General features: G+C 62.8%; 17 protein-coding genes. 9 read left to right on the top strand and 8 right to left on the bottom strand.

The genetic code is table 11. The features are described 5' to 3' along the window. Position 1 precedes the first annotated feature (1 nt). From NKH80_RS06045 to NKH80_RS06035, 3 genes are read right to left on the bottom strand one after another with little or no spacing between them, the layout of a single operon-like run. Positions 2 to 937 (bottom strand): dimethyl sulfoxide reductase anchor subunit family protein, encoded by a 936-nt coding sequence (locus NKH80_RS06045; RefSeq protein ID WP_352990245.1) that lies wholly within the window; start codon positions 935 to 937, stop codon positions 2 to 4. A gap of 10 nt (positions 938 to 947) precedes the next feature. After that, positions 948 to 1,682, bottom strand: coding sequence for a 4Fe-4S dicluster domain-containing protein (locus NKH80_RS06040; RefSeq protein WP_352990243.1), 735 nt, complete (start codon positions 1,680 to 1,682; stop codon positions 948 to 950). Further along, positions 1,679 to 4,612: a molybdopterin oxidoreductase family protein gene (locus tag NKH80_RS06035; RefSeq protein ID WP_352990240.1), complete on the bottom strand. Its 2,934-nt coding sequence runs from the start codon at positions 4,610 to 4,612 to the stop codon at positions 1,679 to 1,681. The genes NKH80_RS06040 and NKH80_RS06035 overlap by 4 nt, the downstream gene beginning before the upstream one ends. A gap of 279 nt (positions 4,613 to 4,891) precedes the next feature. Here NKH80_RS06035 and NKH80_RS06030 point away from each other — a divergent pair, with 279 nt between their 5' ends. After that, entirely contained in the window at positions 4,892 to 5,794 is a 903-nt protein-coding gene (locus tag NKH80_RS06030; protein WP_352895927.1) for a LysR substrate-binding domain-containing protein, read from the top strand. Between the two features lie 5 nt (positions 5,795 to 5,799). On the opposite strand, the gene NKH80_RS06025 is transcribed toward NKH80_RS06030, so the two are convergent. From NKH80_RS06025 to NKH80_RS06010, 4 genes are all read right to left on the bottom strand, one after another. Then, positions 5,800 to 7,056, bottom strand: coding sequence for an Hsp70 family protein (locus NKH80_RS06025; protein WP_352990237.1), 1,257 nt, complete (start codon positions 7,054 to 7,056; stop codon positions 5,800 to 5,802). A 109-nt stretch (positions 7,057 to 7,165) separates the two neighbouring features. Then, complete coding sequence (locus NKH80_RS06020; protein WP_352990234.1) at positions 7,166 to 7,957, bottom strand: TIGR02186 family protein; 792 nt, start codon at positions 7,955 to 7,957, stop codon at positions 7,166 to 7,168. Continuing rightward, positions 7,957 to 8,880, bottom strand: a complete 924-nt coding sequence (locus NKH80_RS06015) for a sulfite exporter TauE/SafE family protein (RefSeq protein WP_023676949.1) — start codon at positions 8,878 to 8,880, stop codon at positions 7,957 to 7,959. The genes NKH80_RS06020 and NKH80_RS06015 overlap by 1 nt, the downstream gene beginning before the upstream one ends. Before the next feature lie 191 nt (positions 8,881 to 9,071). Further along, entirely contained in the window at positions 9,072 to 12,926 is a 3,855-nt protein-coding gene (locus NKH80_RS06010; protein ID WP_352990231.1) for a peptidoglycan-binding protein, read from the bottom strand. Positions 12,927 to 13,478: 552 nt separating this feature from the next. Here NKH80_RS06010 and NKH80_RS06005 point away from each other — a divergent pair. From NKH80_RS06005 to NKH80_RS05970, 8 genes are all read left to right on the top strand, one after another. Further along, entirely contained in the window at positions 13,479 to 13,940 is a 462-nt protein-coding gene (locus tag NKH80_RS06005; RefSeq protein WP_352506231.1) for a MerR family transcriptional regulator, read from the top strand. A 248-nt stretch (positions 13,941 to 14,188) separates the two neighbouring features. Then, positions 14,189 to 15,985, top strand: a complete 1,797-nt coding sequence (locus NKH80_RS06000) for an acyl-CoA dehydrogenase (RefSeq protein ID WP_352686773.1) — start codon at positions 14,189 to 14,191, stop codon at positions 15,983 to 15,985. Positions 15,986 to 16,222: 237 nt separating this feature from the next. Continuing rightward, positions 16,223 to 17,392, top strand: coding sequence for an acyl-CoA dehydrogenase family protein (locus tag NKH80_RS05995; RefSeq protein ID WP_352990225.1), 1,170 nt, complete (start codon positions 16,223 to 16,225; stop codon positions 17,390 to 17,392). Between the two features lie 8 nt (positions 17,393 to 17,400). Beyond that, positions 17,401 to 17,856, top strand: coding sequence for an OsmC family protein (locus NKH80_RS05990; RefSeq protein ID WP_352990222.1), 456 nt, complete (start codon positions 17,401 to 17,403; stop codon positions 17,854 to 17,856). A gap of 17 nt (positions 17,857 to 17,873) precedes the next feature. Next, positions 17,874 to 19,082: an acetyl-CoA C-acetyltransferase gene (locus NKH80_RS05985; protein ID WP_352506174.1), complete on the top strand. Its 1,209-nt coding sequence runs from the start codon at positions 17,874 to 17,876 to the stop codon at positions 19,080 to 19,082. 12 nt (positions 19,083 to 19,094) lie between these two features. Continuing rightward, the gene (locus tag NKH80_RS05980) at positions 19,095 to 21,314 is read left to right on the top strand and encodes a 3-hydroxyacyl-CoA dehydrogenase NAD-binding domain-containing protein (protein ID WP_352990436.1); all 2,220 of its coding nucleotides are present in this window, start codon (positions 19,095 to 19,097) and stop codon (positions 21,312 to 21,314) included. 81 nt (positions 21,315 to 21,395) lie between these two features. Next, entirely contained in the window at positions 21,396 to 22,040 is a 645-nt protein-coding gene (locus NKH80_RS05975; protein ID WP_352990219.1) for a S24 family peptidase, read from the top strand. A gap of 11 nt (positions 22,041 to 22,051) precedes the next feature. Next, a complete protein-coding gene (locus tag NKH80_RS05970) occupies positions 22,052 to 22,891 on the top strand; it encodes a thermonuclease family protein (RefSeq protein ID WP_352990216.1) in 840 nt (279 codons plus the stop codon). On the opposite strand, the gene NKH80_RS05965 is transcribed toward NKH80_RS05970, so the two are convergent. Then, positions 22,854 to 24,509 carry a lysine--tRNA ligase gene (locus NKH80_RS05965; RefSeq protein ID WP_352644335.1) on the bottom strand — a complete coding sequence of 552 codons (1,656 nt, stop codon included), beginning with the start codon at positions 24,507 to 24,509 and terminating at the stop codon, positions 22,854 to 22,856. The genes NKH80_RS05970 and NKH80_RS05965 overlap by 38 nt on opposite strands. Positions 24,510 to 24,515: the final 6 nt, after the last annotated feature.

The raw sequence follows: 24,515 nt of genomic DNA, 5'->3' as shown, positions 1-24,515 counted from the left end.
CCTACCTGCCGTAGTACAAAGTGACGGTGTGCTTGGCCTCGGCGAAGAACAGCCAGCGCTCGACCAGCATGCCGGCGAGTTGGGCGATTGTGGCGAGCATCGACGAAACCGCCGCATAAGGCCACGGCAGGGCGAACGCCGCCACCAACAGCAACGCAGGCAAAGCAAAGGCCAGCACCTGCGTGATCTGGCGTAGCCGCACGCTGTGCTTGCGCGCGATGCGGAAGCCCATCTCCTTGAGCAAGTAGTTTTCCTCGGTATGCGGCCATTCCATCGACCGCACCATGCCGCCGGCCAGACCCGTCGCCGTGTTGGCGGTGGTCGGGATTTCCAGCCGGTCGTTGTACCGCCAGGTCGCCAGCTTCCAGCCCCAGCCGAGCACGGTCAGCAATAGGGCAGCCGCGAGAAGCGTATTCGAGCCGACGGCAAAACCCTGCAGCAGCGCATTGAGCAGCACGCAGCCGGTCATTGCCGAAAAGATCAGATAGCCGGACAGGGTGAAGCGGCTGTGCCATTGGGCGATAGGCTTCAACGACGCGTAGATCATGCCGGTGGTGCAGACGGTTGCGACCGCGCCGATGGCAGCGAGCAGCCCGGCGATAGCCACCCAGCCGCTCGTACGGCCGAGGACCACCCAGCCAATACCGAACAGTCCCGCCGGCATGAACGTCGCAACCGACGCAACGCCTTCGCGTGACAACCAGGAGCTTCGCCATTGCGAGAAGGCACGCCAGGCGCGTTCGGGACGGCCGAGATGGCCGGCCGACGACAGCAGGCCTGCCGAGATCAGGCCAAGCGCCAGCCCAATGCCGGTGAGGCCAAGCCAGAAATCGGGCGGGATAAAGCCCTGTCCGGCGAGCACGCCAAGGAGTGCGAGCAGGCCGTAACCGGCGCCCGTGGCGGTGGTGAAAAAGACGACGGAAAATGCTGGATGCATGAGACGCGGTTTAGTTCGAAAGCATGCGGTCGACCCAGCCGAGGAAGCCGCCTTCGGCCCGCACCGCTTCAAGCGCCGGCGCCGGCACCGATGCGGCGCGGGTGGTGTGGGCACGTGGCGGCAGATATTTGTTGGTCGGCTTATAGCCCATTTCCGGCATCAGATCGACACCGCCGCGCTCGGCCACCAGATGCGAGATAGCCGATGCCGGATCGCCCAGATCGCCGAAATGCCGCGCGCTGGTCGGGCAAGCAGCGACGCAGGCCGGAACGCGATCTTCTTCCGCCAGATTGTCGTTGTAGATACGGTCGACGCACAGCGTGCATTTCTTCATTACGCCGACATCGGTGTCGAACTCGCGCGCGCCATAGGGGCAGGCCCAACTGCACAATTTGCAGCCGATGCACTTGTCCTCGTCGACCAGCACAATGCCGTCCGAGGCCCGTTTGTAGGAGGCGCCGGTCGGGCATACGGTGACGCAGGCCGGTGTCTCGCAATGCAGACAGGAGCGCGGGAAATTGACTGTGCGCCCACCCATCTCAGTCATGTGCTCATAGCTGTGCACGCGATTGAACCAGACCCCGTCGGCGTCGCCGCCATAAGGATCGATGTCGGTCAGCGGCGCCATGTGGCCGCCGGTGTTCCATTCCTTGCAGGCGGTGACGCAGGCCTGACAGCCGACACAGGTATCGAGATCGATGACCAGGCCGAGCTTCTTGTCGGTTTGGGCGGGAAGGCAGGTCATGGTCTGGCAGCTTCTCTTTCCCGGCGGAACTCTGCGCCGTAAGTGAGCTTGTCAGGCGAGGGTTCGAAATGCGGTGGCTGCCGGAACCGCTCGAACTGCGGCTCGGTGAAGCCGGCTTCCTCGGCCGCGCATTTGACGATGCGCACGCGCAGGTCGAACCACGCCGCCTGGCCGGTCACCGGATCGGAATTCGAATAACGTTTGCCGCTGGCATCGGCGGAGGTCTGGTCGCCGATGATGTGGTTGAGCAGGAAGCCGCGATTGGATTCGGCCGCGTCATCCTTGAGCCCCCAGCTGCCGCGACGCTTGCCGATCGCATTCCACGTCCACACCGTATCGGCGTTGACGCCGTCGACCAGCTTGATCTGTCCTTTGACCTTGCCGTTGATGCTCTCGATCCACACCCAGTCGTTATCGACAAGCCCGAGGCTGGCGGCGGTCCGGTGATGCACGAACAGCCGGTTCTGGCTGGTGATCTGCCTCAGCCAGGCATTCTGCGAGCCCCAGGAATGATACATGTGCATTGGCCGCTGCGTCAGCGCGTGCAGCGGATAGGCTTGGCTGTCGACCGCAGTCTCTTCGAAGGGCGCATACCAAAACGGCAGCGGATCCATATAGGTCTCGATGCGGCTACGCTCGGCTTCCGGCGGCAGCACCCGGCCATGGCCGCGTGCCGCCAGGCGGAAGCGCTGCATCGGCTCGGAATAGAGTTGGAACACGATCGGCTCGGCTTTCGGGATGAAGCCCATGCTCTCCGCGAAGTCGAGATAGGAGCGGTTGGCCATCTTGTAGTAGCGCTGATCGGCCGCGAAATCCTGGTGCCAGAAGCCGCCATTGTCGATGTAGCGCTGCAACTGGTCGGGATTGACGTCGCCCTTGCCGACCAAGGTCCCGTCCTTGCCGCGCCAGCCGGCGAGTGGACCGACACCTGGCGTACGCTCGTGATTGACGATGTAGTCGGCATAGTCGCGGTATTTGGCGGAGCCGTCGTCATCGACGAAACCGGGCAGACCGAGCCGCGCGCCGAGTTCGATCAGCACCGTCTGGAACGGCCTGACGTCGCGGTCCGGCTCGACGACGGGGTGGCGGATGGCGTCGCCCGGACCGTCGGCGTGGCTGATCGGCCGGTCGAGCAGACTGATACAGTCATGACGCTCGAGATAGGTCGTGTCCGGCAGGACCAGATCCGCAAAAGGCACGGTCTCGGAATAATAAGCGTCGGAATAGATGATGAACGGGATCTTGTACTCGCCCGCCGCATCGATATCGGTCAGCATCGCCATCGTCTCGACCGTATTCATCGACGAGTTCCAGGCCATGTTGGACATGTACATGAACAGAGTGTCGATCTTGTAGGGATCGCCTGCCCAGGCGTTACGGATGACCGTGTGCATGAGCCCATGGGCGGCCAGCGGCGCATCCCAGGAGTATGCCTTGTCGATACGAACAGGCTTGCCGCCTTCATCGATCAGCAGGTCCTCCGGTCCGCAGACGAAGCCGAGCGGCATGCCTTCGAGCGGTGTCATCGGCTTCACATTCTTGCCGGCGGGCTTTGGACCCGGCGGCGCGGACCGCGGATAAGGCGGTTTGAAGCGGAAGCCGCCCGGCACGTCCACCGTGCCGAGAAGCACCTGAAGCAGATGAATGGCGCGGCAAGTGTGAAACCCGTTCGAATGGGCCGAGATGCCGCGCATCGCATGCATCGACATCGGCCGACCCTTGATGGTCTTGTGCCGGCGGCCGGCCCAGTCCGTCCAGGCCACCGGCAGTTCGATTTGCTGTTCGAAGGCGACATGAGCGAGTTCTGCAGCAATGCGTCGGATCGTGTCGGCGGAGATGCCGCACCGGTCAGCGACGGCGTCGGGTGAATAGCACTCGTCCAGATAGCGGTCGGCGACGAGTTGGAAGACGGGCACGCAGCGGCGGCTGTCGACGAGAACGCTGCCGGTCAGTGCGGGCTTTGCGTCGGTATCGCCGGCGTCGACAGGCGTCTTCGCCACCCTGTCCCAAGCCAGCGGATTGCCGTCGCCGTCGCGCATGAACAGCCCGTCATCGGCGGCTCCAGGCTCCTGAATGACCAAGATGTGGGCGTTGGTGTAGCGCAAGAGGTAGTCGAGATCGACGCGCCCTGCCTTCAGCAATTCGTGGATGAGGGCGAACACAAACAGGCCGTCGGTGCCGGGCCGGATGCCGATCCAGTCGTCGGCAATCGCGTTGTAGCCGGTGCGGCAGGGATTGATTGAAACCACCTTGGCGCCGCGCGCCTTGAGCTTGCCGAGGCCGATCTTGATCGGATTGGAATCATGGTCTTCGGCAACCCCGAACAGCATGAAATACTTGGTGTTGTCCCAGTCGGGCTCGCCGAACTCCCAGAACGAGCCGCCAATCGTGTAGAGGCCGCCGGCTGCCATGTTCACCGAGCAGAAACCGCCATGGGCCGCGAAGTTCGGCGTGCCGAACTGGCTCGCCCACCAACCGGTCAGCGATTGCGACTGGTCGCGGCCGGTGAAGAAGGCGAGTTTCTTCGGATCGGTCTGGCGGATGTTCGAAAGCCGCTCTGTCGCGAGCGACAAAGCTTCCTCCCACTCGATCTCGCGGAACTCGCCCGAGCCGCGCAGTCCGGTGCGCAGCAATGGTTTCGTCAGCCGGGCCGGGCTGTAATGCTGCATGATGCCGGCGCTGCCTTTGCCGCACAGCACGCCGCGATTGACCGGATGATCCTTGTTGCCGTTGATGTAGCGGACCTTGCCATCTTTGATATGGACGTCGATGCCGCAGCGGCAGGCGCACATATAGCAGGTGGTCTTGGCGATGCTGTCGGAGACATCAGGCGAAGTATCGACGCCGTCGCGTTCAGCGGGCGCTCGCGTATCGGCAAGCGGCCGTTGTGATGGTGCCGAATTGGCTCCGCGCAGCAGGTTGTTGGTCATGATCCGGTGATGCTCTTGCGCCCCGCGAACTTGGCTCTCGTCTTCGGGCCTGGGCCGCGCATGTAATGCTCTTCCGGGCGATAGCGTTCACCCAAGAGCCGCCGCCGCAGGCTGCGGGTCCAGTGCGCAAACACGGATTTGAACCGCCCCACCAATTCTACCCTCGACTGCTCTGGCGCGACTTTTTTCCAATTTCGAGCCAAAATTTAGAACAAAGCGACCGATCCGTCTAACAACTTGCTCTTGTAATTCCAATCGGATTTGCTTCTTAGTGTCGGAATGACCCTGGACCAGTTGCGGATCTTCGTCGCCGTCGCCGAACGGGCGCACATGACCAAAGCGGCCGAGTTGCTGGGCATCTCACAGTCGGCCGCATCCGCCGCGATCCGCTCGCTCGAACAGCAGCATGGCGTCCAGTTGTTCAACCGCGTCGGCCGCAACATCGAGCTCGCCGAAACCGGACGCCGATTCTTGCCCGAGGCCAAGGCGGTCCTCGAGCGGGCTGCGGCCGCCCACAACGTGCTGGAGCATGTCTCGCAAACGATCACCGGCAGTCTCTCGATCGCTGCCAGCCAGACCATTGCCAGCTATTGGCTGCCGCGCCGGCTCGCCTCTTTCCACGAAGCCTATCCTGCCGTCAGGCTGAGCGTGAGCATTGGCAACACCAGGCAGGTCGAGACCAATGTACTTGATGGCGCAGCCGATTTTGGCCTGGTCGAGGGGCGCACCGAATCCGACATTTTGCGGCGTGCCAAGGTCGATATCGATCGCATGATGCTGGTCGTGGCGCGCTCGCACCCTGAGATCGCGGAAGTTTCGCCTGGACATCCCGATCTTGGCGGGCTTCGCTGGATCATTCGCGAAGGCGGTTCGGGCACGCGCGAGGCGCTGGAGGACCTTGCCCGACGCGACGGGATTTCGTTCGCGGACCTGCAGATATTCCTGGTATTACCGAGCAATGAGGCTATTCGCCAGGCGGTCGAGGCCGGTGCCGGCGCCAGCATCATCTCGGAACTCGTCGTCGCACGCGCGGTCGCCGAAGGTAGCCTACGTTCTGTGCCGGTCGATCTGCCGAAGCGCGAATTTGCCATGATCACGCATCGCGACCGGCAGCCAAGCCTGGCCCAGATGGCGCTCAAGGCGCATCTTGGCGGCAAAGCTGAGAGACCCGCGCCGCTTTAAGCCGATCAGCCGAACTTCCGCTGCGCGTCGAGCGCCAGCCCAAGCCCGACCGAGCCGAACACATCGCCTTCGATTACCGACGCCTGCGGCACCAGCGCCAGGATCCGCTGCCTGGCCAGCGGGATCGCGGTCGATCCGCCGGTCAAGAACACCGCGGTGATGTCCGAGGCCTTCACCTGTGCGTCGCGGATGGTCTGCTCGACCGTAGCCGCAACACGCTTAATGTCCCTGGCTATGGTGGCTTCGAGACCCTTGCGCGTGATTTCTGCCGTGAACCTCACCTCCGGCAGCGCGACCTCGACATCGGCCGACGAACGGTCCGTCAGCTCGATCTTGGCCTTTTCGACCAGCGCCGCCAGCGCGTGGCCGTAACGATGCTCGACGATGTGGATGAAGCGGTCGACCAGGTCTGCGCGCTCCGCCTCATAGCGGATCTGGCGCAGATGCGTCATTGCCCTCGCGGTATAGACCAGGTTGATGCGCTGCCACGTCGCCAGGTCGATGAAGTAGCTCGCCGGCAGATTGCGTTTGCCATCCTTGGTTGGTGAGAGATAGCCGAACTGCGGCATCACATGGGCGATGCTCAACAGCCGGTCGAAGTCGGTGCCGCCGATGTGGATGCCGCGGCTGGCCAGGATGTCGTCCTTGCGGTCAAGCGAGCGGGCGCGCTCGGGCGAGACACGCACGATTGAGAAGTCGGACGTGCCGCCGCCCATGTCGATGATCAGCGCCAGTTCCTCGCGCGTCACCTTTTGTTCGTAGTCGAGTGCCGCGGCAATCGGTTCGAACTGGAAGGCGATGTGCTTGAAGCCGTGGGCCCGAGCGGCATTTTCGAGTTCGTGCTCCGCCTTCGCGTCAGCCTCGGCATCGTCGTCGACGAACTGCACGGGCCGTCCCAGCACGACGCTGTCGACCGCGTCATGGGCTTCTTCTTCCAGCTTCTTTTTCAGATGGCCGACGAACAGGCCGACAATCTCCATGAAGCCGATCGAGCGCGCCTTGATGCGTGTCTTTTCGTGGGCGAGCGAGCTGCCGAGCACACTCTTCAACGAGCGCATCAGGCGGCCTTCGATACTGTCCGTATAGTTGGCAAGGGCGCGTCGCCCGAAATAGGTGCGGTTGTCCTCGAAATTGAAAAATACCGCACTGGGCAGCGTGACCTGGCCGTCTTCCAACGCCACCAGCCTCGGCTGCCCGTTCCTGACCACACTTACGGTGGAATTCGAAGTGCCGAAGTCGATCCCGGCGAATGCTGGTCGCATCGTGCGTTCCTGTATTTCTGATTTGGGGAGCAGCAGCTCGTGTCCGGTCGGGCCCGGGGGTCGCGGTCTAACCCATACCCTCGGAAAGGGAAACCACTTTTACGAGAGTTCAGTCTTTCCTGAAGACCAGTCTTCCGAGCCAGCCTGTCAGCATGGCCAGCGATACGGCAAAGACACCGTAGAGGAACGAGTAGTCGTGGGCGACGCGGAAGATCGACTGTTCGAAACCGGACTTGCGGATTTCGAGCAGGGCGGAGCTTTCCTTGATGAACAGGCCGCTCTTGAATAGGAAGGCGCGGGCCTTATGGGTGCCGACCGGAACGTTTGGGGCGAGCCTGACTGTGGCGCGGAACAGGTTCTGCGACAGGAACTGCACACCCCCGACATTCTCGCTGTAGAGGCCGGTCGCCGCCTTGCGTTCGCGCAGCGCGGCGGTGAACTCCTCGATTGTCGCCGGGCTGTCGCCGGCGTCGGCCGGCTGCAAATAGAGGTTCGAGGCGCCAAGCGACAGCTGCTTGTAGCTGTTGGGATCGGTGACGTCCTGCAGCGGCCGCGTCGTCGCCACCGAATAGGAGACAGGTACGTTTTTGAAGGTCTCCGACTCCAGATTGACCCAGACGCCGAGCACCCGGTCCTTGCGGCGCACGACGACCGGTCGGGCCGGGCCTTCCAGCACGACGATCACGTCGTAGCGCCCTTGCCGCGCGACAAGCGGATCCGCATTTTCCAGCGAGCCGAAGATGGTCAGGTCGGCGCCGGAAAAGCCGGCGGTAATCGAGACATTGTCGGTCGAAAGGCCGATCTGGATATTTTCGGTCAGAGGCGCCTGCGCCTTCGCCGGTGGCGCAGCCGCCAGCAGCGACAGCAAGGCGGCGGCCGCGAGCGTCCTGAAGCCAGCCATCAGCTCAGGCCCACGCCGGACAGCGAATAGAGATTGGGTGGCGTGACGAAGAGATCGATGGCAAGCCGGATGGCGACCGCCAGCACCAGCAGCGCCAGCAGCGCCCTGAGTTGCTCGCCCCGCAGCCGCTGACCGGCCTTGGCGCCATATTGCGCGCCGGCGACGCCGCCTGCCATCAACAGGAAAGCGAGCATGACGTCGACCGTCTGGTTGGTGGTGGCGTGGACCAGCGTGGTGTAGGCCGAGGTGAAGATGATCTGGAACAGCGAGGTGCCGATGACCACGTTGGTAGGCACTTTCAAAAGGTAGATCAGGGCCGGCACCATGATGAAGCCGCCGCCGACGCCCATGATCGACGACAGGAAGCCAATCGCCGCGCCCAGCCCAAGCACCGGAATGACGCTGACGAAGAGCTTCGAGGCCCTGAACCGCATCTTCAGCGGCAGGCGGTGGATCCAATTGTGCTGGCCGGATTTCTTCAACACCGGTGCGGCGCCGCTGCGAGTGGCGCGCAATGCATTGACACTCTCGACGAGCATCAGTCCGCCGACAGTGCCGAGCAGCACGACGTAGAGCAGCGAGATAAACAGGTCGAGCTGGCCGAGCCGGCGCAGGAGCGCAAAGACATAGATACCACCGGTCGAGCCGACGATGCCGCCGGCTAAAAGCACGCCGCCAAGCTTGAAGTCGAGCGTGCCCCGCTTCATGTGCGACAGGGCTCCGGAGAAGGAGGAAGCGATGACCTGGTTGGCGCCGGTGGCGACCGCGATTGCCGGCGGTATGTTGTAGAAGATCAGCAGCGGCGTAATGAGAAAGCCGCCTCCCACGCCGAACATGCCCGACAGGAAACCCACCGCCGCACCCATGGCCAGCAGCACGAAGATGTTGACGGAAATTTCCGCGATCGGGAGATAGATGCCCACCCGTCAGTCTCGATCAGTTTGTCGCCTGGCGAATGCAACCGTTGCGGGCATTTTGCGCCAAAAGGCTATTTGGTTCTTGCGCCGGCCGGGCGGTGAAGTCAAACTTCGCCGCGCCGCCGAAACAAAAAACAACTCAATCAGTTAACAGGCAAATCTGTGGCAAGGGCGTCGCGGAAACGACGCATCCGCCGTTATTTACGCGCGAGCAGCGCCTTGACCAGCTTTTCGTCGATCGCGCCGGTTGCCCTCATATCGTTGTCGGCCTGGAAGGCCATGATTGCGTTCTTGGTTTTCAGGCCCATCATGCCGTCGGGATTGCCGGCCTCGTAGCCGTTCTTGTTGAGAATGCGCTGGATGTTCTGGACCGCTTTCTTCATATCGATGCCGGCGGTCGTCTGCGGTGTGCCGTCCTGCCACGATTCAGGAATGTCGGCCGAATTGGCGGCTGGATCGAGCGGCTTGGCTTTCCACAGTTCAGCCGCGGCCCGCGCACGCGCCAACTGCTCGGGCCTCAGCGCCTTGGCGATCTCGTCGCGCTTGGCCGCTGCATCCTTGTCGCCGGTTTTGGCGACGAGCGCGAACCATTTATAGCTCTCCTCAAGATTCTGCTTCATGCCGACACCCTTCGCCGCGAGGATGCCGAGGTTGAACTGGCTGTCCTTGACGCCGAGATCCGCCGCCGCCTGGAACCAGCGTGCTGCCGATTCGTTGTCGGTCACGCCGTCCGCCGCCATCGCAAACAGCACGGCAAGATTGTGCATTGCGCTGGCATTGCCCTGCTCTGCGGCAAACTGGTACCAGGTCTTCGCTTTCTTGATGTCGCGTGCGACGCCGATGCCCTTCTCGTAGAAATTGCCGATGCGGTATTCTGCCGGTGCGAAACCGAGTTCGGCAGCTTTCTCATACCATTTGGCCGCCGCCGTCATGTCTTCCTTGACACCGCGCGACTCGGCGTAGCGCGAGCCGATCTCGAACAGCGCCTTGGCGTCGCCGCCGGCCGCTGCATCGCGCAGGGCAGCCGGACCGGCATCGGCCGGAACGTCGATCTTGGCAACGCCTGCCGGGGCAGCATCCGCCGGCGGCACAGTGCCGGTCGTGTCCTGCGTCGCAGCGGCGGCAATAGCAGGCGCGGCAGCCTTTGGCTCGGCGGTCGCCGTTGCCGGCGCGGGCACTGCGGCCGTGGTGTCTGGCGCCGCCAGGTCAGCGGACGCTCCGGAAGCCGAGGGCGCCGTCGATGCCTCGGCTGCCGGTGTGGCGGGGCCGGTTTGCGCCGCCGTGTCGTCCTTGGTCATCGATGCGGATGGCTCGGCCTGCCTGACGGTGGGCGACGGCGCGCTCTCCTGTGTTGTTGTCTGCGCGTCCGCCTTCGGCTCGCTGGCAACGCTGGCCAATGCGGTTTCCACCGGCTGTACGGCCACGACCGGCGCCGCCTCATTGTTGGCGACTTCGACCGGGTCGGAGAAGAAGGCTTTGCCCAGTTGCAGGCCGGCAAGCGCCAGCATGATGGCGATTGCCCCCATCAGGATCGGCTTGCGCCGCGCCTTGAGCAGGTCGCCGATCCTGAGTGCCTTGACCGGGCCTTTCATCGTCGACTGGCGCTTGAGGGCGTCCGCCTCGGCGGCCGCCGCTTGCGCGGCCCTTCTGGCTGCCGCGATGAAGTCCGATTTCGCCGCCTCGGCGCTGCCTTCCCTGGCCGGCTGCCCGCGCTCGTCGCGCACGCGCTTCATGATGGCACTGAGGTCGGGTGCGCCGGAGCCGGGTTCCAGTGGCCGGTTGGCAAGCTTGGGGTCGAGGGGCTCGTCGAGATCGACGCTCGGTATCTCGGCGCTCGGCGCCGAGCCTGCAAGCGGCGGCGTCTCAGCCTCCTTCTTGCCCTTCAGGGCGCGCGCCAGCCCGCCTAACATCGATTTCCTGCCGCCGCCTTGTTCGTTCTTTTCAGGTGTCGTGTCTGAACCGAGAGCCGCCAGTGCGGCTGCGGCGGCGGCCTCGGCCGGCGTTCGCGGACCTGGCTCTCCGCGCACGAGGGCCGCGGCGCGGCCGTCGAGATCGGCCATGTTGCCCGTCAACGGCAGCGACTGGTCGATGTCCATCGACGGTGCGTCCTGCACCGATATCTTGGATGCCCGGCCGGAGCGTTTGCTCAACTCGGCGCTTGCCGGTTCGCCGGTCTCCAGTGAACCAAGCCTGTCAACGATCTTGAGCAGCGTATCGTGGATAGCCTCGAACGTCCTCGAATTGCGCTCGTCCGAACGGCGCGTCAGCGCCTCGAGCGTCTTCAGGTCCTGGGCGAGGCCGGTAACGGCCGCCGTGTTGGCGCTTGATCCGGCCAGCGAGCGGACGGCACTCTCGGCCGCCTCGCGCGCCGCGCCGAGGATGGAATCGCGGGTTCCGGCCAGCGATTTCTCGATTTCGTTGAGACGCGGGCTGATGTCGTCGAATTCCGGCAGCGGCGTGCCGGGCTTGGAAAGATGCGCCGTCAGGCCGGCGACCTGCGCTTCGAGGCTGCGGATCAAAGCCGGGTCGATGCTGGCGACTTGTGCGGCGGACGAATCCAGCCGGCTTGAGATGTCTTCGAGCCGGCTCTCCAGGCCGCGGATCGCCGCCTCGTTGGCGGGATCTGGAACGCGTGTCTCCATCCGCTTGGCCAGTGCGGTGAAGCGGGCGTCGATGGCATCCATGATGTCGGCGTTGTCGACCTGCGGCATGCGCTGGTCCAGCCTGTCGGCGACCTCGTCCAACCGGCGCTCGAGGTCGCGAAACAGCATGTTGCCTTGTTCGATGGCGTCGCCCTGGCGACGTTCCATCATGCTGGACAGCACGTCGAAGCGCTGTTCGAGCCCCTGGAAGATGTAATCGGCGTCGGGCATGGCCGGTGCGTGGTCGATCTTGTCGGAGATAAGCGCGATTTGCCTGGCAAGGCGTTCCATCGCCTGTTCCGGCAGATTGGCTCGGCCGGCCAGTTCATCCACGCGGCTCGACAATGTGTTGAGACGGTCGATGACCTCCCGGCCCGGACGGTCCTGCGACACTTCTTCGATTTGCTGGGCCAGTGAATCGATCCGCTTCTCGATGCGTTCGAAGGGCTCGGGGTCGAACGAATTGGCTTGCGCGGCAACCGTCGAGGCGACGATCGCGCGGGAAATCTCGTCGAGCCGCTCGTCGATCTGGCTGAATGTGTCGCTGCCGCGATTGTCCTGCTGGCGGGCGAAATGGTCGACCGCTCCGGCAAGCGTGCGGACCTTTTCTTCGAGCGAGCGCAGCGACAGCGATTCCGGGAGATTGCTGACGGCATTGCTGATCTGTTCGAGCCGCTCCGTCAGCGCCGACAGGCCGGGCGCGTCGGAGCGCTTGCGCTGATCGGCGTCGACGCGGTCCTCGAAGGCATTCCAGCGGCGGTCGAATTCGTCCCAGCGGCGGCCGACCGCCTGCACGCTCTCCTCGCGCGCTAGCGTATCGAGCGCGGCCTTCACCTGCTCAAGCTCGAGCCGCAGCATATTTACGCTTCTGTCGTCGCTTTTTTCGGCCAGTGTCTGGATGGCGCCGGAAAGCCGCTCGAACTCGACACCGAGTTCGGCGCTGCCTTTGCCGCCGCCATTTGACTGGAAGGCTCGCTCAATATTCTTGCGCAGTACGTCGAACTCGCGTTGCAGGCCGGAGGTCATCTGCTGGCGCAGCTCTTCGCGCAGGCCGCGCAATTCCCCGGCGATCTTGCCGGCTAAGGCGACGCCGTCCTCCTGACCGCGCACCCGGTCGATATCGCGGGCGATCGCCTGGTAGTTCTGGTCGAAGGCCGCTGCTGGACCTTTCGGCCGCTGCGCCTCGCGTGGGTCTTCATACCGGCGCTGCTGGCCATAGGGTTGAGCGCTGGGATAGCGCGGTTCTGCCGCTGGTCGGCGCGGATCGGGGTGGCTTGTCGTCTCCTCGCGCGTTCGCTCCAGCCGCTGCTCCAGAGTTTCCAGGGAGCGGTTGAGCTCTTCAAGCGTCGTGTGCGGCCGGCGTTGCCTGCCGGCGTTGAGTGTATCGAGGTAGGACCGCTTGCTGTTCATCAATGCGCCCGTTTCAGAATTGCTGGCTTTCACCAGCTTCCCAAAGTCCTGCCGGGACGAAGGCGACTGCGTGGCTTGTTGCAGTGGAAGACGAGCTTCCCGGGTCTCATCCGCGCTCCGAAAACCGTGAAAAATTCAATACAGGATAGACACGGGTAACCGACATGCGCACATTTCGCCCCAACGTGGTAAACAACGCGTTAACCAAGCTTAAGAAGTTGCAACTTTGTCGGCTGGCTGCGGACGGTGCCGGGTGTCTTCTATTGGACGCACAAAAGACGCCGTGGAAGTTTGATCAGCCGCATGATCGCTCCCGAAATCGGCAACGACTTTTTAGGTTATCCGCCGGCACTGCGGCATAAAGTTCCAAGCCTAGAACGCTCTTGCGTGGTAAGGCGGCTATCGATATAGAATTGACGTAAACGTAAATGAGCGGATTACGCCGTTTGCGATTTGTTTGTTGAAACCACGAGTGGAAGCACGCCCCCGCTTTCACTCAGGCGACGCAAGGTCCGCGACCGCGACGCCACCAGACGGGGAAAGCCAGTGACCATGAAACTTATTTCGCCCGGTCAAGCCGCGGCCAACACCAACGATATGTCGAGCGAAACCGGTGAAGAGCTTGTCCGTATCGGCGAAATGGCCAAGAAATACGGAGTGACGCTGCGTACGCTGCGTTTCTATGAGGACAAGGGTCTACTCAACCCGCAGCGCGACGGCTCGACCCGCCTCTATACGCGCCGCGACAGGGCCCGGCTGAAGCTGATCCTGCTTGGCCGCAAGGTCGGATTCTCGCTGCGTGACGTCAAGCAGATGATGGACCTCTACGATCCGAACGGCTCCAACACAAAGCAATTGCGGCTGGCGCTCGACAAGTCGGAGAAGCAGCTTGCCCGTCTGCAGAAGCAGCGGGCGCTGATCGACGATGCCATCAGCGAACTGAGTGCTTCGATGTTGACCGTCCGGCAAATGCTGATCGAGCGCTCGACGCCGCAGGCCAGCGTGGCGAGCTAAACTAAGCTTTCGATTTCCGACGGATAAGAGCCGCGCGGCCTTCGCTGCGGGGTTCTTCGTCGTTTGCCGTCCTTCGCCGTTTGCGGTCTTGGCGCGCGGGAGAAAATTCGTCGCACCGCAGAATTGACGTTTAGGCAAACGTCAACATTTGCTATCTCCGACCCGTCATACTGGCCCGCCTGCTATCCTCATACACTGGTACACTGGGGCTGATTTCGGGGCCAAGACCGCATGGTGGAGGAAAACGCATGCCGATCTACAAGGCGCCGATCCGCGACACGCTGTTCGTGCTGAACGAAGTGCTGGGGTATCAGCGCTATTCCAATCTTCCCGGATTTTCCGACGCCACGCCGGATGTGCTCGAGGCCATCCTTGCCGAAGGGGCGAAACTCGCTGAAAACGTGATGCAGCCGCTGAACCGTGTCGGCGACACGGAAGGTTGCGTGCGCCATGACGACGGTTCGGTAACGACGCCGAAAGGCTTCAAGGAGGCCTTCGACCAGTATCGCGAAGGCGGCTGGATGGGGCTCGCCGCACCTGTCGAGTTTGGCGGGCAAGGCTTGCCCTACGCGGTGCACACCGCGGTTGCCGAATACATGGTGTCGGCCAATATGTCGCTGATGATGTATGCGGGCCTGACGCAAGGCGCGATCGCTGCGATCATCACCCATGGCACCAAAGAGCAGAAGGCAACATGGTTGCCGAAGCTGGTCGAGGGCGCCTGGACCGGCACCATGAATCTGACCGAGCCGCACTGCGGAACCGATCTTGGCCTGCTGCGCACCAAGGCCGTCCCAAATGGCGACGGCACCTACAGGATATCCGGCCAGAAGATCTTCATCTCGGCCGGCGAGCATGACATGTCGGACAATATCGTCCACCTGGTGCTGGCCCGTATCGAGGGCGCGCCGGATGGCGTGAAGGGCATCTCCCTGTTCATCGTGCCGAAGTTCAAGCTCGATGCCTCAGGCAATCCGGGCGAGAAGAACACCGTCTCCTGTGGCTCGATCGAGGAGAAGATGGGTATCCATGGCAACTCGACCTGCGTCATGAATTACGACCACGCTGAAGGCACGCTGCTCGGCGAGGCCAATGGCGGGCTGAAAGCAATGTTCACCATGATGAATGAGGCGCGGCTTGGCGTCGGCCTGCAGGGGCTCTCGCTATCGGAGGTCGCCTATCAGAATGCGGCTTCCTACGCCAAGGACCGTCTGCAGGGGCGCTCGCTGTCAGGACCGAAGGCGCCGGACAGGAAGGCCGATCCGATCATCGTTCATCCGGACATCCGCCGCAGCCTGATGACCATGAAGGCATTCAACGAGGCCGGCCGCGCGCTGGCGCTGTGGACGGCGATCAAGTCCGACATCGCTCACCGCTCCGGTGACGACAAAGATCGCCAGGTCGCAGACGACTATACCGGCCTGATGACGCCGGTGGTCAAAGGCGTGCTCACCGACAAGGGTTTCGATCACGCGGTAATGGCGCAGCAGGTGTTCGGCGGCCACGGCTATATAGAAGAACACGGCATGAGCCAGTTCGTCCGCGATGCCCGCATCGCCATGATCTATGAGGGTGCCAACGGCATCCAGGCGCTCGACCTCGTCGGCCGCAAGCTGGCCTTGAATGGCGGCCGCGCGGTCCAGGTCTTCTTTAGGGAAGTCGGAGAGTTCTGCGAGGAGAACCGCACCGACGAGAAGATGGCGCCCTTCACCAAGGCGCTTAAAAAGGGCCTCGACGATCTGCAGGCGGCGACGATGTGGCTGGTGCAGAACGGCATAGCCAAGCCCGACAATGCGGGTGCCGCCTCGACCGACTACATGCATCTCTTCGGCCTGGTGGCGCTGGGCTATATGTGGGCCCGGATGGCCAAGGTGGCCGCAGCGAAATTGGCTGATGGCCCCGACGGCGCTTCGTCTTTCTACGACAACAAGCTGGTGACGGCGCGCTTCTTCGTAGAGCGGATCATGCCGGAGACGTCGGCGCATCTTGCCCGCATCTCCAGCGGTGCCGACACATTGATGGCACTGCCGGCGGAAGCGTTCTAGCTTCGGCGTTCCCCTGCCCCTCGAGGGAGGGTGGCCCGAAGGGCCGGGAGGGGTTCTGCGTGCAGTGCGCCGACCTCCATTCTGGTGCATGCCTTGGAGGAAAATGATCGCAATGCCGTGGCACATGGCGCAGGTTGTAAAAGATAAGGTCGAGCAAGTCATCGGCGACCCCACCCGGCCGCTTCGCGGCCACCCTCGTCTCGAGGAGGAGGGGGACGTCGGCGCGAGGGAGAAACCATGACCAACCCCGCCGAAATCCTGGGCCTTCCCAAGCCCGCCTGGGCGGCGGACGAGGTCGGCATGCTTTACGACATGGCGCACCGCTTCATGTCGGAAGAGATCGCGCCGCGTTACGACGAGTTCGAGAAGAACGAGATGGTCGACCGCGAAAGCTGGCAGAAGGCGGGTGCTGCCGGACTGCTGTGCGCCTCGATGCCGGAGGAATATGGCGGATCGGGCGGCACCTTCGCGCATGAGAGCGCCATCATCGAGGCGATCGGCCATGTCGGCGTCGACGGGTTCGGCATTGGCCTGCACAATTCGATCGTTGCCCCCTATATCCTCCACTACGGCTCGGAGGAGCAGAAGAAGAAGTGGCTGCCGAGGCTGGCGACCGGCGAGCTGATCGGCGCCATCGCCATGACTGAGCCGGGTGCGGGCTCAGACCTGCAGGGCATCAAGATGCGCGCCGAAAAGGACGGCAACCGGTACAAGCTCAACGGCTCGAAGACTTTTATCACCAACGGCCAGCTCGCCAATTTCATCATCGTCGTTGCCAAGACCGATCCTGAGAAGGGCGCCAAGGGCATCTCGCTGATCGTCGTCGAGACTGACGAGGTGGAGGGTTTCGAGCGCGGCCGTAACCTCGACAAGATCGGCCTCAAGGCCAACGACACGTCGGAACTGTTCTTCAACGACGTGCGTGTGCCGACCTCGAACCTGCTCGGCAATGACGAAGGCCAGGGCTTCGTCCAGTTGATGCAACAATTGCCGCAGGAGCGGCTGCAGATCGGCACCACTGCTATTGCCATGGTCGAGCGGGCTCTGGCGCTTACCATCGACTACGTCAAGGAGCGCAAGGCGTTCGGCAAGGCCATCATCGAATTCCAGAACACCCAGTTCAAGCTTGCCGAATTGAAGACCGAGGCGACCATCGGCCGCGTCTTCTATAATGACTGCGTTGCCCGCCATATTAACGGTGGCCTCGACCCGGTGACGGCTTCGATGGCCAAATACTGGCTGTCAGACCTGCAAGGAAAAGTCGTCGACGAATGCCTTCAATTGCATGGCGGCTATGGCTACATGAATGAATATCCGATCGCCCGCATGTTCCGCGATGCCCGCGTCCAGCGCATCTACGGCGGCACCAACGAGATCATGAAATTGCTGATCGGGCGGAGCCTTTAGGAGGTCGCATGTCGAAGCATTTTGCTGGGCTTCGCTGGAAGTCGGGGGCACGGGAGGATTTCCTTTCCGGCTGCTATTCCCGGGTCCATGAACTTCATTTTGATGGTGGCGCGGTCATCTCCGCTTCCGCATCGCCGTCGATTGTGCCGGCACCTTTTAGCGATGCAACGATCGTCGATCCGGAAGAACTGTTCGTCGCTTCGCTTTCTTCTTGCCACATGCTCTGGTTCTTGGATCTGGCAAAACGCGCTAAGCTCAATGTCCGATCTTATCACGACGAAGCCGAAGGCCTGATGGCCAAGAATGCTGAAGGGCGCACAGCCATCACACATGTCACCCTTCGGCCGCTCGTCGAATGCGACGCAGATGCGGCTATGATCGAGAGCATTCATCACAAGGCGCACGACGCCTGTTTCATCGCCAATTCGGTGCGGACCGAAGTGGTGGTCGAGCCCCGATTTTAGATCACAGGAGATCACCAATGGCCGAAGCTTATGTCTATGATGCCGTGCGCACGCCGCGCGGCAGGGGCAAGAAAGATGGTTCGCTGCACGAAGTGCCGGCGGTGCGGCTCGGCGCCAAGGTGCTCGAGGCCATCCGCGACCGCAACGGGCTGGACACTAGCACCGTCGACGACATCATCTTCGGCTGCGTCGATCCGGTTGGCGAGGCGGGTGCGGTCATTCCACGTGCCGCCGCCTTCGAGGCCGGCTACGACACCAAGGCGCCCGGCATGCAGATATCGCGCTTCTGCGCCTCGGGCCTCGACGCCATCAATTTCGGCGCCGCCAAGATCGCGCAAGGCGCCGACGAGATCGTCATTGCCGGTGGCGTTGAATCGATGTCGCGCGTCGGCATGGGCGCCTCCGGCGGCGCCTGGTTCATGGATCCCTCGGTCGGCCTGCCCGGCTGGTTCGTGCCGCAAGGCATATCGGCCGACCTGATCGCCACCAAATACGGCTTTTCGCGCGATGACGTCGATGCTTACGCGGTCGAGAGCCAGAAGCGCGCCGCCAAGGCGTGGGGAGAGGGCCGCTTCAAGAATTCGGTGATCTCGGTCAAGGACCAGAACGGCCTGACCATCCTCGACCATGACGAGCACATGCGGCCCTCGACCGACATGCAGTCGCTGGCCGCACTCAATCCGTCCTTCGTCATGCCGGGCGAAATGGGCGGCTTCGACGCCGTCGCCGTGCAGAAGCATCCCGAGGTGGAAGAGGTCAACCACGTCCACCATGCCGGCAATTCCTCCGGCATTGTCGACGGGGCGGCGGCCGTGCTGCTCGGCTCGAAAAAGGCGGGAAAGACGCTCGGCCTCAAGCCGCGCGCGCGCATCCGTGCGTTCGCCAATATCGGCTCCGAACCGGTGCTGATGCTGACCGGCCCGGTCGACGTGACCGAGAAGCTGTTGAAGCGGGCGAAGATGAAGCTGCAGGACATCGACTTGTTCGAGCTCAACGAGGCCTTCGCTTCGGTGGTGCTGCGCTACATGCAGGCTTTCGACATTCCGCATGACCGGATCAACGTCAATGGTGGGGCCATCGCCATGGGCCATCCGCTCGGCGCCACCGGTGCGATGATCTTCGGTACGGTGCTGGACGAATTGGAACGCCGCGACCTCAACACCGCGCTGGTGACGCTTTGCATCGGCGCCGGTATGGGCACCGCAACGATCATCGAACGCGTCTGACGGAGAGAGATGATGAGCTACACCAATTTCACCCTCGACATCGACGCCGACGGCATTGCGCTGGTCACCTGGAACATGCCGGACCGTTCGATGAACGTCTTCACCGAGGAGGTGATGCGCGAACTGAACGCCATCGTCGACAAAGTGGCAAGCGATGCAGTGATAAAGGGCGCGGTGATCACCTCCGGCAAGGATACGTTCTCGGGCGGCGCCGACATCACCATGCTGCAGAAGATGCTGACGACCTTCGCCGCCGACAAAGCGATGGACCCGGAGAGGGCGACCAAGGCGCTGTTCGACAAGGCGGGCGCTATGAATGGCCTGTTCCGTAAACTGGAAACCTCGGGCAAGCCGTGGGTTTCGGCGATCAACGGCACCTGCATGGGCGGCGCGTTCGAATTGTCGCTTGCCTGCCATGGCCGTGTCGCGGCCGATTCCGACCAGGTGAGGATGGCGCTTCCGGAAGTGAAGATCGGCATTTTTCCAGGCGCCGGCGGCACCCAGCGCGTGCCGCGGCTGACCGACCAGCAGCAGGCGCTGCAAATGCTGACGTCCGGCCAGACGCTGTCGCCGCAGAAGGCCAAGTCAATGGGCTTGATCCATGAGATTGCCGAGGCGGACAAGCTGGTCGAAACTGCCAAGGCGATGATCAAGAACGGCTTAAAACCGGTGGCGCCATGGGATGAAAAGGGCTTCAAGCTGCCCGGCGCTCCGATCTATTCGGTGGCAGGTGCCAATCTGTGGCCGCCGGCCATTGCCATTCTGCGCCGCGAGACCTATGGCAATTATCCCGCTGCCGCCGCCATCCTGAAATGCGTCTACGAGGGCCTGCTGGTGCCGTTCGACACCGCCTTGCGGATCGAGCAACGCTACTTCACCGAGATCATGCAGACCAGGGAAGCGGCGGCGATGATCCGCTCATTGTTCGTGTCGCTGCAGGAACTGAACAAGGGCGCTCGCCGCCCAGCTGGTGTGCCGGAAACGACGTTCAAGAAGATCGGCGTGCTCGGCGCCGGCTTCATGGGCGCCGGGATCGCCTATGTAACGGCCAAGGCCGGCATTCCGGTGGTGCTGCTCGACCGCGACATGGAGTCCGCCGCCAAGGGCAAGGCGCATTCCGAGACCCTGATCTCGGATCAGGTGAAGAAAGGCCGTGCCAAGCCGCAGGACAAGGATCGATTGCTGTCGCTGATCACGCCAACGGCCGATTACGCGGATCTTGCCGGCTGCGATCTTGTGGTCGAGGCGGTGTTCGAGGACTCGGCCGTCAAGAAGGATGCCACCGAACAGGCCGAGGCTGTACTCAAGCCGTCGGCGATCTTCGCCTCGAATACGTCGACCATACCGATTACATCGCTGGCCAGGAATTCGGCGCGGCCGAAGAATTTCATCGGCATCCACTTCTTCTCGCCGGTCGACAAGATGATGTTGGTCGAGATCATCCTCGGCAAGAAAACCGGCGACAAGGCGCTGGCCACCGCGATCGACTTTGTCCGCGCCATCAAGAAGACGCCGATCGTCGTCAACGATACGCGCGGTTTTTACGTCAATCGCTGCGTACTACGCTACATGTCGGAAGCCTACAAGATGCTGATCGAAGGTGTTCCGGCGCCGATGATCGAGAATGCGGCGAAAGCCGCTGGCATGCCGGTCGGTCCTCTGGCGTTGACCGACGAGACGGCGATCGACCTTGCCCAGAAGATCATGAAGCAGACCATGCGCGACCTTGGCGACAAGGCGGTCGATCCGAAGCAGATGGCGCTGATCAACACGATGGTCGACACGCATGGTCGCTTGGGCCGTAAGAATAGCAAGGGCTTCTATGACTATCCGGCAAAACCGGCAAAGAAGAAGCTGTGGCCAGGCCTCAGGGACCTCTACCCGCAGCTGTCGCCGGAGCAGGTCGACTATGAGGAACTGAAGCAGCGGCTGCTGGTCACCATCGCGCTTGAGGCGGTACGGGTGATGGAAGAGGGCATCGTTACCGACCCACGCGAGGCCGATGTCGGCTCGATCCTGGCCTTCGGCTTCGCATCTTATACAGGCGGTGCACTGTCCTACATCGACGGCATCGGCGCGAAGAAATTCGTCAAACTCGCCAAGCGCCTGCAGAAGAAATACGGCGCCGAGTTCAAGGCGCCGAAGCTGCTGCTCGACATGGCCGAGAAGGGCGAGACCTTCTACGAGCGCTTCGATCCCTATACCAGGAACGAGGCCAAGGAGGCGGCCTGACGCCGTCTCCGGCGGTGGACAAGATGGCGGCCAAGGGGTAGAACAGCGAAGGTATTTTTTCCTGTTTCGAAGGAGAGCAAGGTGCTCTCGCACGACCGCGTTTGGGCCGCCATCGACGCTCTTGCCGAGCGTTATTCGCTTTCGGCCTCCGGACTGGCCAGGCGCGCTGGCCTCGACTCGACCGCCTTCAACAAATCGAAGCGGCTGTCCTCAGATGGGCGGCCGCGCTGGCCGTCGACCGAATCGCTGGCCAAGATCATCGAGGCGACCGGCGCCTCGCTGGATGAATTTGCAGGACTGGTCGAAGGCCGGGGTAATTCCGGCGCACTGCCCGTGCAGAAATCGTCGGTGCCGCTGCTTGGCTTCGCCCAGGCGGGCGCCGGTGGCTTCTTCGACGATGCCGGGTTTCCGGCTGGGCAGGGATGGGACCTGATCGAGCTGCCGGCACGGGCAACCGAAACCTCCTATGCGTTGAAGGTCCAGGGCGATTCCATGCTGCCGCTCTACCGCAATGGCGATGTCCTGATCGTCGAGCCGGGAGCTACCATACGAAAGGGCGATCGCGTCGTCGTCAAGACCAATGCCGGCGAGGTGATGGCCAAGGTGCTCGACCGCCAGACACCGAAGTCGATCACGCTGGTCTCCCTCAATCCCGATCACCCGGACCGCGACATGCCCATGCGCGATGTCGAATGGGTGGCGCGGATTGTCTGGGCAAGCCAGTAGGCGCGGGGCCGGTGCGTCTGCCTCACCTTGCCTTGGCTGTTCTGGCGATCCCGGCAATGGCCACGGCAATTGTCGCCGGCGGCCGCGTCGTCCAGAGCGAAAGCGGCGGCGCCTGGGAGCAAATCCAGGTCGGCGCTGAACCTCAGCCCGCCGCGCCGGCTACGTCGGCCATCCCGAAACCAGTGCCGGCCAAGCAGGCCGCGCATTCGAGGGCAATCGATCCAGAAATCGTGGTGCCGCCGCAGCTTGGTTCCAACGAGCTTGAACGGATAGAGCCGCGCGCCCCGTTGAGCGATCTGGCATTGGCCGGACCGCCCAAGCCGCCAAAAACGAAAATGCCCGACGACTGGAAAGGCACGAAACTATTCCAGCCCGTCGCGTCGGCCGCCGGGGTCATCGAAGCAAAGGGCTATTCGATTGCGGTTTCCGGTATCGACATCGTCAAGCAGGAGGAGACTTGCACCGACGGCGGCGAGTCCTGGGATTGCGGCATTCGGGCGCGAACGGCCTTCCGCGCCTTTCTCCGCAGTCGTGCGGTGGTCTGTGCCGTGCCGCCCGAAGGCGGTCGTGATCTGATCGCCGCCGAGTGCCGGATCGGCAATCAGGATATCGGCCAATGGCTGGTCGAAAATGGCTGGGCGCGCGCCGCCAAGGGCGGCCCTTACGTAGAAGCCGGCGAGAAGGCGCGTGCAGCAAAAAAAGGCGTCTTCGGGCCGCCGCCGAGCGTTTCAGGCCTGCCGCCGCTCCCGGCTGCTGCGTCGCGATCCGCGCCTGTAGCGCCTAGCTCGATCCTGGAGGAGCAGGACGGCGCCCTCATGCCGCCAACTGACCAGCCAGCGCCCGCTGAATGAGCTCACGCGTTTCGGCGATGCCGTAGAGCGCGGCGAAGGAGCCGAAGCGCGGCCCGCGTTCCTGACCTATCAGCACCTGATAGATCATCTGGAAGAAGGCGACGGAGACACCGGGTCCGCCCTCCGGGCTCTGCTTGGAATGATCCTGGTAGCGCTCAATCTTGCGCGCAACATTGAGGGCAGCGTTCTGGATCGCCTCACTGTCGGCATTAGCCGGCAGCGCGGCGAGCGCTTCCGAAAGCTTGGTCAGCGCCTCGCGCTCGACCGCGTCGGCGGCACGATACACTTTCGCCGGCTTCACGAAATCGTCGAAATAGCGGATGGCATATTCGGCCAGCCGGTCGAGCTCGGGATGGGTCGTCGGCGTCACACCCGGCGCGTGGCGCGAAATGAAACCCCACAGCACGCTCCTGTTTTGGGCATTCGAGGCGCTGACCAGGTTGAGCAGCAGCGAGAACGGAACCGGCAGGTCGACTGCCGGGGGATTGCCGTCATGCATGTGCCAGACCGGATTGCCCAGCCGTTCCTTCCAGTCCTGCCTCTGATAGGCAGAGAGGAACGTATAATACTCGTCCACTGCCTTCGGGATAACGTCGAAATAAAGCTTCTTCGCGGTTCGCGGGCGCTGGAACATATAAAGGCTAAGACTCTCGGTCGGCGCGTAAGTCAGCCACTCGTCGATGGTTAGCCCATTGCCCTTCGACTTCGAGATCTTCTGACCGTGCTCATCGAGGAACAGCTCATAATTGAAGCCCTCCGGCGCCGGAGCATCGAGCGCGCGGCAAATCTGCCCGGCGAGCTTGACGGAATCGATCAGATCCTTGCCGGACATCTCGTAATCGACGCCGAGTGCTGCCCAGCGCATCGCCCAATCGGGCTTCCATTGCAGCTTGGCATGACCGCCGGTCACCGGCGTCTCGAAGCGCTCGTCGGTGTCTGGATCGCGCCACACGATGGTGCCGGCGTCGAGCTTGCGCTCGTCGATCGCGACTTGCATGACGATCCCGGTCTTGGGATGGATCGGCAGGAAGGGCGAATAACTCAGCGCCCGCTCCTCGCGCAGCGATGGCAGCATAATTGCCATCACCTTATCAAAGCGCTCGAGCATCTTGAGCAGCGTCGCGTCGAAGCGGCCGGAAGTATAATAGTCGGTCGAGGAAGCGAATTCGTAATCGAAGCCGAAACGGTCGAGGAAAGCGCGCAGCCGTGCGTTATTGGCGGCGCCGAACGACGGATACTCATTGGAGAAAGGGTCCGGTATCCTGGTCAGCGGCTTGCCGAGATAGGCGCGCAGCATGTCCTTGTTAGGCACGTTGTCCGGCACCTTGCGCAATCCGTCCATGTCGTCGGAGAAGCACAGCAGTCGCGTCTTGACCTTGTCTTCGGTCAGCACGCGGAAGGCGTGGCGCACCATAGATGTGCGCGCCACCTCGCCGAATGTGCCGATATGCGGCAGGCCGGACGGGCCGTAGCCGGTCTCAAACAGCACCGTTTCGGGGTAGCCGCCGATCGCGTAGCGAGCGACGATCTTTTTCGCTTCCTCGAATGGCCACGCCTTGCTTTCGGCGGCGGCGGTGAGGACTTCCGGACTGAGATCGATCGGCTGTTGTTCGGCCATGATGCT

Source organism: Mesorhizobium sp. M0904, assembly GCF_040319475.1.
Classification (GTDB): domain Bacteria; phylum Pseudomonadota; class Alphaproteobacteria; order Rhizobiales; family Rhizobiaceae; genus Mesorhizobium.
This window is presented reverse-complemented; position numbering and strand designations above follow the sequence as displayed.